This window comes from Labilibaculum manganireducens (genome assembly GCF_963665805.2).
In the GTDB taxonomy this organism is placed as follows: domain Bacteria; phylum Bacteroidota; class Bacteroidia; order Bacteroidales; family Marinifilaceae; genus Labilibaculum; species Labilibaculum manganireducens.
This window is the reverse complement of the sequence record NZ_CAXXEE010000003.1, coordinates 2,944,480-2,961,926: the sequence shown is the minus strand read 5'-3', so window position 1 is coordinate 2,961,926 and position 17,447 is coordinate 2,944,480. Positions and strand designations below refer to the sequence as shown.

The window sequence follows — 17,447 nt, the reverse complement described above, 5'->3', positions numbered from 1 at the left end:
GTTGCAAACATATGAAATTAGCTTTGCATGAATTGCCTGCATATATATTACTTATTTGTCTTGCTCTTTATTGGGTGCATTCGTATTGAATATGGATGAACACAAATATTGATCCATAGAATTATAGCTTGGATGCTTTTTTATGAATCAATACTATTGATGATTACTGTGGCAGGTCAGATATTTTCTTATTTTTTCCAATAGCAGAGTTGCGTTAATTGGTTTGGAAATATAATCAGTACAACCAGCAGCAATACATTTTTCTCTTTCTTCAGCCATAGCATATGCTGTTTGGGCAATAACAGGAATGGATGGATGAGTTTTTCTGATTTTGTTCATTGCCTCAAAACCATTCATTACCGGCATATTAATATCAAGAAGTATCAAATCGGGTGTGTGTGAAGTAATAAGATTTATTAATTCTTCACCATTCACAGCATGTATTAATTTAACCTCTGTAGCCTGCAGCAACTCTTCAAGTAAAAGAAAAGATGAAATATCATCTTCAGCAATGTAAACAAGACATTCTGAAAGGTTTATACTATTTGTGATCTGAGGAGTCACTTTTTTTTCGATGACAGGTTTGTTTTGTTCTGATATTGGTATTGTAAAATGAAATGTACTGCCTTCGTTAACCTTCGATTCAATCCAGATTTCTCCTCCTAAAAGATGCACTAAACCTTTTACAATACTAAGGCCAATACCTGTTCCTTCTTGTAAATTTTGATTCTCAATTTGCCTGAACCGCTCAAAAATCATCTGAAACATTTCTGCTTGAATACCGAAACCTGTATCCTTCACATATAAATGAACCATCGAATCAACATGCGATATCGAATAACCAATTTCCACAAAGCCTTTTTCAGTGTATTTAAAAGCATTGGAAACCAGATTGTAAACAATTTGTCTAAATCGTGTAGGATCACAGGTTATATTTAGATTTTCAGTGTTTGGGGGGATGTTTAATTGAAGTGTAACATCATTTTTATTTTTCACAATCTTAATCATGCTTTGAGACTCCTTAATTTCATAAAGCAATTCGTTCAAAAGACACGATTTCTTATTCACTTTTAGTTGGTTCGATTCAAGTTTTGAAACATCAATAATATCATCAATAATTCGAAGTAAGTGTTCACTGCTCGACTGAACCAATTTTAAAAATTTCTGTCTTCTTTCAAGAGTAAGACTTGGTTGACCTAATAAATCCGAGAAACCAATAATTGTATTCATTGGAGTTCGTATTTCATGACTCATATTTGCTAAAAAAGCTGATTTTAGATGATCGCTTTCTATGGCTTTTTCTTTCGCTTTTTCAAGCTCTATATTGGTTTTAAGAATCTCAGAATTAATTGTTTTATATTCTAGATTTAGCAGCTCATATTCTTTATTTGTACTCTCAAGTTCTGCATTTAATCTTAAGAACTCTTCATTTTTTTGTTTTAGCGCATGATCTGTTTTCTTACGCGATGTTATATCTGTTGTTGAAACATATGCAATAAATTTGTCATTATGTTTGGTGTAGAAAAGTTTAATGATCACCTCAACAACTTCTCCTTCAAGGGTTTTTACTTTCGCCTCTTTTTCAAATGAGTTTTCACCATTGATAATAGCCAATAATTCCTCTTTAAAAACGGTAAGGGATTCCGGTAGAAATGTCAGTGCTAAATTTCCTATCAGATCTTCTTTTGATTTAGCTTTGTATAAATTCACTGTTGCTTGGTTAACATCAACAATAATAACCTGCTGAGCTAATTCAATTAATAATTCTTGGTGCTCATCAAAATAATTTTTGAAATCAGTTACTCCTTTAGCTTTAAGATCCTCTATAGTTAATATTAAAATTGTGAAATCCTCCTCCCAAAGAGACTCCGGGGAGTTTTCAAATAAGGCTTTGTACTTGTTCGTTGTCTCGCTTAATTCGGAGTTAAGCTTTGAAAGATCAGAGATGGCGGCTTCAAGATCACGTGTTTTGGTCTCAACTTTATCATGTAAAATTTTCTGTTCGGTTATATCAATAAAATATTCAATCACATGAGTAATTTCTTGATTGGAATTGAAAATTGGACTGGTATGAACCCAAACACTCTTGGTTTCGCCCTTAATTCTGACATTATTGAGTTTTGTTCTTATGGATTTTTTTTTCTCCAAAACCATATTCACAAAACATTTGCAATGGTTTTTTGTGGTGTAATTATTTGGATTGGAGAAAATAAGATTGCTGCAATTTTGATTCACAATAAAATTTGGATCATTTGAGTCTATTACTCTATACGTACCCACTTCGATTACATAATACGGGTAGGGTAATGATTTAATTATTTCGTGATGCAAATCATTCTTCATCTTAACTTCTCTAAATATATTTTAACCTTAAGATATTTAAATATATATATTAAAGCGGTTTTTGTTCTGAAATAATTCATATTAATTTGAAGCTCCAAATTTAGATATTCTTATGTGTCAATAAAAGTTATGACTGCAGAAGAAAAATACTTGTGCAGTCATCGTTTTTTATTTAATGGGTATGCTCTTCTTTTTTTAGAATAGCATTCAGAATTTCTTCCTCTTCAATTTTTTTTGTGCAGAAGAACCAATCGTAGCAGTGCACATTTTCATCAGTATTTTCCATTCGGTCTTTAGCAATGCCGCAAGATCCGGCAGGAGGAACAATCACTTCATCGCCCGGGCGCCAATCTGCCGGGGTTGCAACTGAAAATTTGTCGGCGGTTTGCAGTGCAATAACTACACGATAGATTTCATCAAAATTTCGTCCTAAGCTTAAAGGATAGTAAATAATTGTACGGATAATTCCATGTGGGTCGATGAAAAATACAGCACGAACAGCTTTTGTACTGTCCTCGCCAGGTTGAATCATGCCGTATTTATTTGCCACTTCCATGGTAATGTCTTCAATTAAAGGAAACTTGACTTCTATGTTTTTCATCCCTTTGTATTCAATTTTCTCCTTAATTGTTCTCAGCCAGGCAATATGGCTGTACAAACCATCGATTGACAAGCCTACTAACTCACAATTTGCTTCTTGAAATTGACTTTCCATGTTTGCAAAAGTCATGAATTCTGAAGTACATACAGGAGTGAAGTCGGCAGGATGGCTAAACAGGATGACCCACGAGCCACTGTAGTCATTTGGGAAATGGATATTCCCCTGTGTACTAACTGCTCTAAATTCGGGAGCTTTATCACCGATACGTGGCATTGAAATTACACTTCTTTCATTCTTTTCTTCCATGATTCAAGATTTAAAGGGTGACTGTTTTTTTGATATTGCACTGAAATTGGAAGACCTGCAACTTGCATTACAAGCTGAAGATTTGTTCCAAAAAAAAATATCTTACCAATCCATACTATAAATTAACGAACTAAGTTAGGTATGGGAGATAAGCCAATACTTCCGATTCCTCAGGAGGGAATCTTAGGTGCTTGGACAAATTTTCATTCATCCCCAGCTGTAGAATTAAAGTTAACTCATTGAATGGCGGATGTCAAGTTAAATGACTGATGGAGAGGTAATTTTAAATCAGTTTGAATAAGTTTAAACAGGGTGGGTTATTCTTTTACGATTAGAACAGGATCTATTTCAAGCCACTCGTATGCTTCCTCATGGGAATGAAAAACTTTCGCATTTTGAATTCGGACTTGAATTTCGAACAGCATCGCCATTGAGGTGTCATACGATTCGCTTACAATAATGGCGCATTTATTTGCTATTAAACTGTACTTTTGATATTCCTCAATATAGTCATCCAAATCTTTGATATTCAGTATGACTTTTGCTTGTGTAAAATCGGCAATCACATTGTAGGTTTCATCAAATAAAGAATCTTCACGAGTGCATAATGTATGACGAATTAGATCATTCCATTTGAAATAACCGTAATAGTATTCATTGATCAGTTTTAAGTCCGGAGATATTTTGTATTTGAATTTCATTCCTATTTCTTTTCAATTAAATATAGGAAGATCAATTTAGTTGAGCAAAAATAAGGAAGGAACATTGGCTGTAGGGTTTTTATAAATAAAAAAAAGTTGCCCTAAAAAGAGCAACTTTTAATTGTAGTAGTAGTGTTTATTTTTAATTAGCTGAAATTTCTATGATTCCAGCATCGGTAACTGCACCATTGCTTACTGCAATATCTTCAATTTCTTTTTCAGCGAATCCATCAACAGGCATTAAATCAATCTTGTATGTGCCTTCTTGCAGTCCTTTAATAAGGAAGCTTCCGTTTTCTTCGGCAATGGTCGAGATGGTGTCCAAACCGATTATTGCATGAATGGTTGGAAGTGCTTCAGCTGGAGATATAGTTCCAGAGATGGCGCCGCTTGTTGCTTCGTTAAAAGTTCTGATTACAGGTTTTAGTTTGTATTTGCCATTCCCAGTTGCAACAATAGAACGGGCTGCATCAAAATCTATCCATAATTTGTATTCAATTCCTGCTAAGAAATCATCGTGAATCTGAAATTTCAAACCGGAAGTCTGAGCTGATGGAGTATCTAAATCATAAGGAACACCATCAATAACTACCGAGTTATTTGTGCCAAGAATCAAGCGCATTTGCGAAACAGAACCACTTGGCATTTCCTGATCAACCAAAAGCGTGTCCAAACCATTATTAAATTGTAAAAGATCATATACACCTGCGTTTAGCAACTCCATTTCCTGCCATCCATCTTCTGTGTTTTCATCGTTTGATGAATGAAATTGAATAGCCTGAATATCAATATTAACCTTATCGTATTGTGCGGGAGCATCTGTTAATCGAATTTTAACAGGAGTGGTTAGTTTTACATTATCGCTGGAGCATTGAATGAAGATAAATGCAAGCGCGGCAAGTGCAATTGTACTGAATGGTTTTAAAAATCTCATTGTGTTTTAAATTTTAATTAAATAAAGGTGTTCGGATAAAACGGTGAAAATAGATTTTGTTTTATTCGAACATTTTATGAAAGCCAATAAGTATGCCAGATGTAGCCTTAACACAGTAAGGGGTATGTTATCAGTGAGATGATGAAAACTAAAATAGATACGATATTTTAAATATTGACAAATTACGTGGAATTATTCTACATATATTCCTCAATTCCTCAGTTAATAGTAATAGTAGGAGAGTTTCCAAAATCATTTGATATTGTGTACATCCAATTAAAAGAAAACATCCCATTTTGTTGTTTTCTGTATTTACAATGGGAATTAAGTTCATTACGGCTTTTGCTTTTTCAGAAACACGAAGCATCCAGCTGCAAACTGGATATTTTTTAAATCCATTTGTTTCGGGGTAATTTGAATTCCTCTGTTGATTCTTACCAATGAGTTGTAATCGTTTGTGTGTTAAAAAAGTTTAAAAAAACTTGTTTTTTTAATCAGTATGGTTCTAAGTGAAGCGATTATTCATTAAGATTGCCATCCTCCTACTAAAGATTAAATCTATTATTAATTGCTCAATTTATTATTATGAAGAATTTACAACAATTGGTTCAGTGGACAAGATTTGGATTGGTTTCAGCATTTTTTATTGTTCTTATTGTTGAACTTGCTTTGGGAGTTGTGGCTATTAGTGGAGAATATTCAATTTTAAGTATTCATAAAAGTTTGAATATATCTATATGGAAGAACATATTGGGAATTTCTTTGATTATTGTAGAGATTATTATTTCGGAAATGATGTATAAAAAGAAATTGGAATATGTGGGCTTATTTGAGACTTTGGAAGAAAAACTAAAATATTTCAGAAAAGCATTTTCTTTTAAAATGTTATTTGGAGCTTTAACAGGAATTGTAGCAATGCTGGCCTATTCTCTAACTGAAAATTTGATTTGGTTTTTACCATGGATCATGGCATTGTACACCCTGAGTAAGTCCTTCCCGTTTAAGTGGACATTGGTACATGCCATGCAAATAGAAAATGAAGAAGACAGGGAGTTATTCTAAGATGAATCAATCTTGTATTCTATGATGAGTGCAGGGGATGAGGTTTATTTTAACTGGTAATTAAACGCAAAAATAATTTTGTGACCTTAATGCCACTCTTCATATTCTTTGTGTCCCAGTATTTTTAGCCATCATTCTTAATTCTGAATTGATTAAGCTATCTTTGCGGACTATTTAAATTATTTGTTGTGGAAAACTTTAAGGAATTAGGTGTAAATAAAGATATTATTAAGGGATTAAACGATCTTAATATTATTAAGCCTACTCAAATACAAGCAGAAGTGATATCGGTACTTCTTCAGGCTAACACCGATTTAATTGGTCAGGCTCAAACTGGTACAGGTAAAACAGCAGCCTTCGGAATCCCTTTGCTGCACAGAATCAATACCAAATCAGACAAGGTGCAAGGTTTGATTCTTTGTCCGACCCGTGAATTGGGACAGCAAATTGCCAAGCAATTGTTCAAGTTTACCAAGTACACCGATAAGATTTTTACTGAATCGGTTTATGGAGGAGAACAAATTGACCGACAAATTAGTGCTTTGCGTCGGCCAACTCATATTATAGTTGCGACTCCAGGTCGGTTAATTGACTTGGTGAAGAGAAAAGCGGTTGATTTGAGCCATGTAAAGACGGTAATTTTGGATGAGGCCGATGAAATGATGAGCATGGGTTTTAAAACCCAGTTGGATGAGATTTTAACTCATCTGTCGCGAGTAGAAAACCGATGGTTGTTTTCGGCTACCATGCCTCAGGAAATTATGCAGATAATTAAAAGACATTTTTCTCCAGGTGCGCATAAAATTGAGGTGAGTGGGCGAAATGTGGTGAACAAAAACATTCAGCATCAGTTCCTGATCTGCGAAGACAATGAAAAATTGAACATACTAATTCAGTTCTTAAAATCGGAACAATCAAACAGGGGAGTGGTGTTTTGCAAAACCAAGGCTTCGGCACAGGTTTTGGCCAAGCAGTTAATTGCAAAAAACATTCCAACTGATGCCATTCACGGCGATTTAAAGCAAATAGAACGTGATAAGGTAATGCGTGCTTTTAAAAACGAAAGCCTGCGAATTTTGGTGGCAACAGATATTGCAGCCCGGGGTATCGATATTGTCGATCTTTCGTTTGTGGTACATTATGAATTGCCCGATAAAGAAGAGTACTACACACACAGAAGCGGACGAACTGCCCGCGCAGGTAAAGAAGGTGTTTCTCTGGCATTGGTGAATAATAAGGAGCTTAAAAACCTTCGTTATTTCCAAAAAACGTTAAACATTGCTTTCAATCAAATCAGACCTAGAAAATAAATATCTATTGTTCATAAAAATATATCGAAGAGATCCTGCCAGCAGGATCTCTTTTTTTATAAGATTATTTCACAGTCATAAAATTGCAGTAAACCTTAACTACTGCTATTTTAATACACATTTTTAGTCCCGTTAAAGTTCATTCTAAATTCAGATGGAGTACAGTCTTGTTTTTTCTTGAATATTCGATTGAAGTTGGAAATGTTGTTGAAACCGCAATCGAAACAAATTTCCGCGATGCTCTTGTTGGTTTCAATTAATAGCCGGGTAGCTATTCCCAAACGAATTTCGATAACAAATTCAACAAAGGATTTCCCTGTCCGTTGCTTTATCAAGCGACTAAATGATATTACTGACATGTTTACTAGTGCAGCCGCATCCTCAAGCTTAATTTTTTGCTGGAAATTGTCTTGTATGTATTTGTAGATCCGTTCAATTCTTTCACTATTGTGAAAATCATTTTGGCGGTGGAATGACATATTCGTAAGCAAATGTTGTTCTCTGGAAATGGCCAGATCATATAATAAGGACTGAAATGCTAAATAACTGTCGAAACCTCTTTTCTGGCTAAGAGCAATCAGTTTTGGTTCTACCATTCTTGTCGTATCCTCTGAGAACAAAATACCTCTGTTGGCATTGTTGAGCAATTCCCGTATGGGTTTAAGCATATTTCTATTCAGAGTGTTATCATCAAATAATTCTCTGGGGAATTGTATTGTTATTTCGTGCAGAAGTTCTTTACTGTCGTTTTTGTAATTTTCCCATCCATGATAAAGATTAGGACCAACCATAACTAATTCTTTGTTTTGGATTTCCCCAATGTGATCTCCAATGATTCTTTTTCCTCCTTTAGCTTTATGTATGTAGTTAATTTCGAATTCAGGATGGAAGTGAATTGGAAAGTTAAAAGCATTTCTTTCTCTATCAAATATTAGGAAACAATCGTTCTCTTGCAGAGGGGTAATTTCTCTGTGAATATGGTCTTTCATAGCTTGTTATTTTATGCAAAACTACTTAAAATGATGTGATAGTACAATAAATAGTGATTGAATTGTACTATTTAAGATGAATATTTGGATTATAGAGTTAAGTTTTGGTAAATATATTGAGTGTTTTAGCTGTATTTTCGGGTTTTGTATCATTTATTTGTTTTGTTATTCGGTTGAATAAGAGTGGTTTTTGTTCATTTTTTGGTGTTGTGCATCATTTTTATCAGAAATGATAATAAAGTATCATCTTACGATTGAAAAATACTTGGCTGAAGTATGCAAACGATATAATTTTGAAATGTAATTATTTAGAGGATTTTGTACAGATGAGAAAGTTGCCATTAAAAAGAGTATTTAAAAATAATAATGTAATGATAATACCGAAAATAACAGCTGTTTTAGGTCTGTCTGTGTTGATGGCTTGCTCCCAAAAACCAGTTGAGAAAATCACCAATTCAATTGCAGAACAATTGAAATCTGTGAAAGGAAAAGGAATTCTTTTCGGACATCAGGATGATTTGGCATATGGAAAGAATTGGAGTTATGTGGATGGAGAGTCGGATGTGAAACGGGTTGCCGGAGATTATCCAGCCATGTTCGGCTGGGAATTAGGTGGTATAGAACTTCAACGCACGCACAATTTGGATAGTGTTCCTTTTTCGGACATGAAGCGATTGGCAATAAAAGGGTATTTAATGGGTGGAATCAATACGTTTAGCTGGCATCCTTTTTCGGTTGTTAATGGAGAAAGTTCATGGAATACCGAAAACGATGTCGTGAAGCATATGTTACCAAATGGATCACATCACAAGGAGTTTTTGATTCAATTGGATAGAGTTGCTGATTTCTTCAAATCCTTGAAAACAGATGATGGAATCGCAATGCCTTTTATTTTTCGTCCGTGGCACGAAATGGATGGCACTTGGTTTTGGTGGGGAACAAAAAACTGTACTGCAAAAGAAGTTAAGGAGTTATTTAGGTTCACCATAAACTATTTAAAAAACAAGAAAGGACTGACTCAAATGTTGGTTGCTTACTCTCCCGATCGAAATTTTACAACATTGGACGAATACCTTACATGGTATCCTGGTGATGATATTGTTGATATTATCGGAATGGACAATTATTACGATTTAAAAATACAGGATGGCGAAAAAGAGGCTGTTAAAAAATTACACTTGCTAATTGCTTATGCAAAAGAGAAGCACAAATTGGCAGCGCTTACAGAAACAGGCTTGGAGAATGTGACGGATTCTTTGTGGTTTACTAAAAAACTGGGCAAAGTGCTTGGTGATTCATTAATCAGCAAAGAATTAAGTTATGTAATGGTTTGGAGGAATGACCCAAAGGTTCATTTCTTTTTTTCATACGAAAATCATTCGTCAGCCACTGATGCCAGGAACTTTTTAGATCAACCTGAAATGCTTTTACTGAACGATTTTAATAAACTGAAAAAAATAAATAATTAAACTTTTGGTATGAATAAAGAGTTGTTTGCAGAACGAATAAAATTGATTCGTGAAAAACATGAAGAATTGTTGGGAAGAAGGAATGAAAAACTGTTTAGTACCAATGGCATATACAATCGGTATGCAAACCCTATTGTAACAAGAGATCATTTGCCATTGCAGTGGCGGTTTGATTTTAATCCTGATACCAATCCGTTTTTTATGGAGCGTATCGGGTTTAATGCAGCATTTAATGCGGGTGCTGTGAAAATTGAAGGTAAATACCTTCTTGTGGTTCGTGTTGAAGGAAACGATAGAAAGTCGTTTTTCGCAATTGCTGAAAGTCCAAATGGAGTGGATAATTTTAAATTTTGGGATCGCCCAATAAGCATGCCTCAAACTGAAGATGAGGATACAAATGTTTACGATATGCGTTTGACTCAACATGATGATGGATGGATTTATGGCGTGTTTTGTACTGAAAGAAAAGATCCAAACGCACCGGATGGTGACACTTCAAGCGCAGTAGCTTCGGCTGGTATTGCCAGAACAAAAGATTTAGTGAGTTGGGAACGTTTGGCTGATTTAAAATCAACTTCAGGACAGCAGCGCAATGTTGTGTTATTTCCTCACTTAATTGAGGGAAAGTATGCATTTTTTACCCGTCCGCAGGATGGTTTTATTGATACAGGTAAAGGCGGGGGAATTGGTTTTGGTTTGTCAGAAACAATTGAAGATGCAGAAGTGAAAAATGAAATCATTGTAGATGCCAAAACCTATCACACCATTTACGAAGTGAAAAACGGATTAGGCCCGGCACCAATAAGAACAAAAGATGGGTGGTTGCATCTGGCACACGGAGTTCGGAATACTGCGGCAGGATTAAGATATACCTTATACATGTTCATGACGGATCTGGAAAAGCCATGGGTGATTACTCACAAACCGCATGGTCATTTTATTGCTCCCTTGCAATCTGAGCGTGTAGGTGATGTTTCGAATGTAGTTTTTTCGAATGGATGGATTGCTGATGAAGATGGCAGTGTAAAAATCTATTATGCTTCTTCGGATACGCGTATGCATGTGGCAACCTCAACTATTGATCAATTAGTTGACTATTGCATTAATTCACCGCAAGATAAATTTCACTCACATCAATCTGTAAATACAATTAATGAATTGATTGATAAAAATCTAAATTTCACAAATATGTTAAAATGATAAGGTAATCTGCCCAAAGGCTATATTCCATGCCGGCCTACTAATGTTTAAAGACAAAATAATGCGCTGTTTCATCACTTATATTGTTTTTGTAACTGTTAAATAATGATGAGTAAAATACAATTACAGAGTGTAATGTGTAAATAAATTTAACCATTTAAATTTAAATCTATATTTTATGAACAAGAGTCTACAAATCTTGGTTATTGTTTTTTTGTTTTGTTCACAGCAATTGGCTTACGGACAAAATAAAACAATAACCGGGACAATAACAGATGATCAAATGCTCCCATTACCGGGAGTTTCCATCGTAATTAAAGGTACTACACAAGGTACAATCAGCGATGTTGACGGAAATTATAGTTTCTCTATTCCAGAGGGAAAAACAGTTCTTGTATTTTCGTTTATTGGTTTTAAAGACAAAATTATCGATGCATCTAAACTTACTTCGTTGAATGTGAAAATGGAAGTTGAAACAGAAGGTTTGGATGAAGTCGTAGTGGTTGGGTATGGTAAGATGAAAAAAAGTGATTTGACAGGAGCTGTTAGTTCTGTAAAAACAGACGAGCTTAAGGGAATGACCATTTCGAATGCCGACCAAATGCTTAAAGGAAGACTGGCTGGTGTTCAGGTTACTCAAAACTCCGGAGCTCCTGGTGGAGCTGCATCTATTCGAATACGTGGGGCTTCATCAATCAACAATTCCAACGAACCACTTTATGTTATTGATGGTATTCCATTTAGCGGTGAAGGATCAGAAATTGGTGGTTTTGCTTGGGCTGGTGGAACTGGTGGACAAACAAAGGTGAATCCTTTATCTACTATTTCGCCATCAGATATCGTATCCATGGATGTTTTAAAAGATGCATCAGCAACAGCAATATATGGTGCTGCAGGAGCCAATGGTGTTGTAATTATTCAAACCCGAAGGGGGCAATCCGGTGAGGCAAAGATTAGCTACGAAGGCTATATGGCATTTCAAAAAGTTGCCAAAACGATTGATATGATGAATCTGAGAGATTATGCACAATATCAGGTTGAACTTGGGGAATTTATACAACAACCGGTTGATGAGGCATACAAAGATCCCTCTATTTTGGGCGAAGGTACAGATTGGCAGGATGCAATTTTTAGAACTGCACCATTGCAATCGCATCAGTTATCATTAACCGCAGGATCAGAAAAATTCAAACTTGCCGCCAGTGTTGGATATATGAATCAGGATGGTATCATATTTGGTTCTGGTTTTGAACGATATAATTCACGTCTTAATGTTGATGGAGAGGTTCGTAAATGGCTTAAAATGGGCGCGTCTCTTGCCGTTACACATACCGATGAAACAATAACGCGTCAGGATGGTACCGATGGTGTAATTATGCAGGCTTTAACCATGCAGCCATCGGTACCTGTATTCAACTTTGATGGTACTTGGGCTGGTCCTGGTGATATTAACGGCGCCTCTCAGTACAATCCGGTTTGGTTAGCCAAAATGCAAAACAATACATTGGCTCGAAATCGTGCAATGGGGAATGTGTATTTGTCAATCGATCCGGTGAAAAATCTGAACATCCGAAGTGAGTTTGGTTATGATATATCAAGTAATAAAAATAAAAGTTTTATTCCAACCTACGATTTCGGTCTGATTGAATCCAACCTGAATAAGATGATGCAGCGCGAAGACAACTCTGTTTACTGGTTGTGGAAAAATTACGCCACTTACAATTTCAAGCTCGAAAAACATGGTTTTAATATCATGGCTGGTGTTGAGATGTCTAAAAGTGCATGGGAAGGTACTCAGTTTATTAAACAAGGTTTTACAACGGATGATATTTTTGTAATGACAGAAGACGGCGATTTTGTGTCTAATGATGGATGGAAAGACGAAGCAACCAGTTCTTCTGTGTTTGGTCGACTTAACTATAATTATGACAACAGATACTTATTAACTGCAACAATGCGTGCGGATGGATCTTCTAAGTTTGGAGGAGATAACAAATGGGGGTATTTCCCTTCTGCTGCTGTTGCATGGAGAGTTTCGCAGGAATCATTTCTTAAGGATTTTGAATTAGTCAGCAACTTGAAATTAAGATTAGGTTACGGTATGGTAGGTAACAGCAATATTGGAACCTATAAATACGGTTCTGCTATGCATACTATGACTACTCCTTTGGGAACAGCTTACCGATTGGCCAATGTATCCAATCCAAAACTAAAATGGGAAGCATCTCAACAATACAATGCTGGTATTGACATGGGAATTATTCAAAACAGAATTTCTCTAACTGTTGATATGTATCGGAAATCAACAAAAGACCTATTGATGCAGGTTTCAATTCCTTCCTATTTGGGGGATAAAGATGAATATTCAGGAATTGCAGCTCCTTATGTTAATATTGGAGAGACCCGAAACCAAGGTGTTGAGATATCTTTAAATACTGTAAATATATCGAATGATAGTTTTAAATGGACTTCTGATGTTGTTGTTTCAGTAAACAGAAATAAGGTACTTGCCTTGAATGATGATTCTCAGGTACTTTATGGAAATTTGGATTGGTGGAGTGAATTTCAAACAGCAACAGCTATTATGGTTGGTCAACCGATGGGAGTGTATTATGGATACAAAACTGATCGTTTATTTACCAATGAAGAAGATATATTAAACTCACCTGTTCAAGTCGAAGATCCAGGAAATTCTGATCTGAATTTATACAATCAGAAAACAGGTGTTTATGTAGGTGATATCAAATTCCAGGATTTAAATTCTGATGGAGTTATCGATGATAACGACCAAACTGTAATAGGAGATCCTAATCCTGAATTTACATTCGGATTTACTAATACTTTCAGCTATAAAAACTTTGAATTAGCCGTTGGGATAAACGGTGTTTATGGAGGTGATGTTTTAAATTTTTCACGCGTAAGAACAGAGGGAATGACCTCAATTTGGGACAATCAGTCAAAGGCTGTTGTTAATCGTGCTCAGGTTGGTTCCGATGGTTCTGGTAATGCATATCTTTTAAACCCGGAAGCAAATATTCCTCGTCCGTCAACCAACGATTTTAACAGGAACACCAGAATGAGTGATCGTTGGATTGAAGATGGCAGTTATTTAAGGATATCCAATATTACACTTGGATACAGCATCCCAAAATCGGCTCTTAAGTTGGTGGGTTTGAATAGTGCTAAAATTTATGGAACTGTGCAAAATGTCTTTACGTGGACAAATTATTCTGGTTACGACCCTGAAGTTGGAGCTTACAACCAATCTGCATTGTATCAAAATATTGATATGGGACGTTATCCAACTCCTCGTACTTATACTTTTGGTATTAATGTTGGATTTTAAACTAAAAAATGAAGAAAATGAAGAATTTATTTAAAATCATATATTTTTTGATTGTTGTAATGACAATGAGTGGTTGTGATGATTTTCTGACTGTGGTGCCACAGGATTCGCTTGTAGCAGAAAATTATTATACTTCTGAAGCTAATGTTCGGGCCAATACCGCATCGCTTTATGGTAGTGTTTGGTGGGATTTTCATTCTCAGTTTATGTGGCTTGCCGGAGACGAATTAGCAGGTGATTTGTATTATACCTATGATGCCGAAGGTCAGTTTTATTATAACAAAGTAGGAGCTGGTAATAAATTTAATAATACTGGTTGGGAAGGTTTGTATCGGGTAGTTTCTTTTTCTAACTCGATTATAAATGATATGCCATCGTCTGCACGCGAAAACGGTGTTTCAGAAGACGTAATACAGAAAGCGCTTGGCGAAGCCCGTTATATGAGAGCTGTTGCTTATTATTTTATAGCTGAAAACTGGGGGGAAGCGCCAATTATTGAAAATGCCACAGAGTTAATTACTTCGGGAAACGTTGCTGATATTTATGTAAATAAACATACACAATCAAGCCTATATAGGTTTATGTGTGAAGATCTGGAGTTTGCGGCAGGTATTCTTCCGAAAACAGATGAAGAAGGTCGCGTAACAAAATGGTCGGCCTTAGGGATGTTGGCAAAAGTTTATGTAACAAGAGGAGCTTATGAAGGGAATAGTGAATACTTTACCTTAGCCAAGGAATATGCCCGCCAGGTGATTGAAGATTCGAACCTTGCTTTGTATGATAACTTTTCTACAATGTTTGATGTGGAAGCGAATAACTGTTCTGAATCTCTTTTTTCTATTCAATGTATGGTAGGAAATTATGGCGATGGGAATTCACGAAATGTGAATTGGAGCCGGGGATCTCGTATTGCCGACCAAACATGGGGAGCAGGTAAGGGCCCAACCATTTCTCTTCAGGAACTTTTTGAAGAACACCCTAATGATGCCCGCCGTAAATGGACTTATATGACCTATGGAGATAACTATGAGAATATGGACAAGGCCAATGGCGGATATACATACCAATTCTCATACCGCGATCCTGAAGATTTAGATACGCAGGTAGAATCCACTAATGGGATGTTGGCACACATTAAAAAGTATGTTATCGGAAAATCTGCTGATACAGGAGGACAGGTTGGAACAAATCAGGATGCAGGGAACAATATCTACGTTCAACGCCTTTCTGATGTTTACTTTCTTTATGCCGAAGCATCAATGGGTTTAAGCGAAACAACCTCTGATGCAGCCGCTGTTGGGTACATCAATAAGGTATTGGATACTCATGGTGCCGGTTACAATGTTTCTGCTCCTTTAACTTACATTGATTTGATTAAAGAGCGTCGTAAGGAATTTGCTTTTGAGGCCAATTCATGGTACGATATAAAACGTTACTACTATAGAAACAACACTGCAGCTATAGAATATTTAAATAGCATGAAAAGAGATCAGTTGTATGTATTCGATTACAATAGTATTGATCAGGAAGGATTATCTACTGCAGACAAATATGTTCTGGAGAACGATCGAAACTCTTATATAATAGGATGGGAAACTACTGACAATGGAGAATGGGATGGAGAACGAGTTAATAATATCGTTTTCAATAGTTCTTCAATGTATATTAGTTTACCAGCAGAGGTAACTACTAAAGCTCCTATCTTGCTTGAAGGTGCTGTTGACTATTATAGTGAATAGCATGTATTGTGACTATAGTAAACTCCTTATCATTAAGGATAAGAAAAAAATAAACATATGAAACGTCCATGCCAAAGCGATTTTGACAAACAGGAAGATGATTATTCCTGCATGGCAAGTTCCATATGGCAAATCAAAAACAAATTATAATCATATGAAACGTCCATGCCAAGTAATTTTGACACACAGGTAGATGATTATTCCAGCTTGGAAAGTTCCATATGGCAAAAGTTTAAAATTATAATCATATGAAAAACATACTAAAAATATTATCATTACTATTTGTAGTAATACTTGGTGTTACTGCCTGTAATGATGATGATAGTGATGGAGGTACACCTTCCATTCAATACGTACGCCCTACCGATGCAGCGGCTTCGGACTCTTTACTTGTAAGTGCTTCAATGGGGCAAACCATTGCAATAATAGGAAAGGATTTGCAAGGTGTTGTATCGGTTTATTTTAATGATCAACAAGCTAAATTAAATCCAAACTTTGTAACATCACATTCAATAGTTGTTACAGTACCTGGATCTATTCCTGATGAAGTAACAAATACGATTACATTAAATACTTCTTCGGGTAAAAGTTTGGTTTATAATTTCACAACTAAAATTACTCCTCCAAAGATTAAATCAGTAAGCTGCGAATGGGCAAAAGATGCTGCCGAAATTACGATTTATGGTTCATACTTTTTCCCAACCGCAAATGGTGATATTAAAGTTTTATTTCCAGGTAATTTGCAGGCTGAAGTGCTTGAGTTTACCGACGAATATATTACCGCTGTCGTGCCAAACGGAACGATGAAAGGTTACATTACTGTAACAAATGATTATGGGACAGAGCGCACATCTTTTGTTTTTAGAGATGACGCTGATATTTTTATTGATGGAGAAAATCCAACAGCATGGAATAGTTGGGGATTATCTGATTTTGCCTCTGAAAATGGAATTTCGGGCAGTTATGTGAATTTTGAAGGAACAACTGGTTCCTGGGCATGGCCTGCAAATGCAATTCAATTATTATACATTAATCCTAATGCACAGCCTCTTGTTTCAGAGGGGGATGCAAGTGATTATGTGTTGAAATTTGAATGTTATTGTCATGAGTGGCATGATACTCCAATGTTAATTTGGTTTGATAATGACGGCAGCCACAATGTAGATGGTTCCAATGCTCAATATCACTGGAAACCATACAACAATAACGGCGTTTCTGAGAATTATGTTACCGATGATTGGATTACTGTAGTCATGCCAATTTCCGATTTTATATATAGCAAAGATGAATCAGAAGCAGATCGTGCTATAACAAGTCTGGGTGAACTTCAGAATTTAAATATAATGTGGTTTGGAGCTGTTAATGAATCAACTACCGAATTCGGGTTGAAAATGTGGATTGATAATGTTCGCCTTGTGAATAGTAAAGAGTAAAAATCGAACAAAAA

At 35.8% G+C, this 17,447-nt stretch carries 12 protein-coding genes; 7 read left to right on the top strand and 5 right to left on the bottom strand.

Features of this window, described 5'->3' with window-relative positions; translation table 11 throughout:
* Positions 1-153: 153 nt before the first annotated feature.
* From ACHZAX_RS11525 to ACHZAX_RS11510, 4 genes are all read right to left on the bottom strand, one after another.
* Positions 154-2,343, bottom strand: a complete 2,190-nt coding sequence (locus ACHZAX_RS11525; RefSeq protein WP_320019221.1) for a hybrid sensor histidine kinase/response regulator — start codon at positions 2,341-2,343, stop codon at positions 154-156.
* A 172-nt stretch (positions 2,344-2,515) separates the two neighbouring features.
* Complete coding sequence (locus ACHZAX_RS11520; protein WP_101307873.1) at positions 2,516-3,250, bottom strand: peroxiredoxin; 735 nt, start codon at positions 3,248-3,250, stop codon at positions 2,516-2,518.
* Between the two features lie 317 nt (positions 3,251-3,567).
* Positions 3,568-3,951, bottom strand: coding sequence for a hypothetical protein (locus ACHZAX_RS11515; RefSeq protein WP_101307872.1), 384 nt, complete (start codon positions 3,949-3,951; stop codon positions 3,568-3,570).
* Between the two features lie 142 nt (positions 3,952-4,093).
* On the bottom strand, positions 4,094-4,885 hold the full coding sequence (locus ACHZAX_RS11510) for a DUF4382 domain-containing protein (protein WP_320019220.1): 792 nt from the start codon (positions 4,883-4,885) through the stop codon (positions 4,094-4,096).
* 585 nt (positions 4,886-5,470) lie between these two features.
* Here ACHZAX_RS11510 and ACHZAX_RS11505 point away from each other — a divergent pair.
* Both ACHZAX_RS11505 and ACHZAX_RS11500 read left to right on the top strand, forming a co-directional pair.
* Positions 5,471-5,947, top strand: coding sequence for a hypothetical protein (locus ACHZAX_RS11505; RefSeq protein WP_124992824.1), 477 nt, complete (start codon positions 5,471-5,473; stop codon positions 5,945-5,947).
* A gap of 188 nt (positions 5,948-6,135) precedes the next feature.
* Positions 6,136-7,257 (top strand): DEAD/DEAH box helicase, encoded by a 1,122-nt coding sequence (locus tag ACHZAX_RS11500; RefSeq protein WP_320019219.1) that lies wholly within the window; start codon positions 6,136-6,138, stop codon positions 7,255-7,257.
* 110 nt (positions 7,258-7,367) lie between these two features.
* Here ACHZAX_RS11500 and ACHZAX_RS11495 read toward each other — a convergent pair whose 3' ends face one another.
* Positions 7,368-8,246 (bottom strand): helix-turn-helix domain-containing protein, encoded by an 879-nt coding sequence (locus ACHZAX_RS11495; protein WP_101307867.1) that lies wholly within the window; start codon positions 8,244-8,246, stop codon positions 7,368-7,370.
* A 371-nt stretch (positions 8,247-8,617) separates the two neighbouring features.
* Between ACHZAX_RS11495 and ACHZAX_RS11490 the strand changes: the two genes are divergently transcribed.
* From ACHZAX_RS11490 to ACHZAX_RS11470, 5 genes are all read left to right on the top strand, one after another.
* Entirely contained in the window at positions 8,618-9,715 is a 1,098-nt protein-coding gene (locus tag ACHZAX_RS11490; protein ID WP_320019218.1) for a glycoside hydrolase family 26 protein, read from the top strand.
* A gap of 9 nt (positions 9,716-9,724) precedes the next feature.
* Positions 9,725-10,915 (top strand): glycoside hydrolase family 130 protein, encoded by a 1,191-nt coding sequence (locus tag ACHZAX_RS11485; protein ID WP_320019217.1) that lies wholly within the window; start codon positions 9,725-9,727, stop codon positions 10,913-10,915.
* Positions 10,916-11,093: 178 nt separating this feature from the next.
* Positions 11,094-14,261: a SusC/RagA family TonB-linked outer membrane protein gene (locus ACHZAX_RS11480; RefSeq protein ID WP_320019216.1), complete on the top strand. Its 3,168-nt coding sequence runs from the start codon at positions 11,094-11,096 to the stop codon at positions 14,259-14,261.
* Positions 14,262-14,278: 17 nt separating this feature from the next.
* Positions 14,279-16,000: a RagB/SusD family nutrient uptake outer membrane protein gene (locus tag ACHZAX_RS11475; protein ID WP_320019215.1), complete on the top strand. Its 1,722-nt coding sequence runs from the start codon at positions 14,279-14,281 to the stop codon at positions 15,998-16,000.
* A 248-nt stretch (positions 16,001-16,248) separates the two neighbouring features.
* On the top strand, positions 16,249-17,433 hold the full coding sequence (locus ACHZAX_RS11470; protein ID WP_180327154.1) for a glycan-binding surface protein: 1,185 nt from the start codon (positions 16,249-16,251) through the stop codon (positions 17,431-17,433).
* The last annotated feature ends 14 nt before the right edge of the window (positions 17,434-17,447 follow it).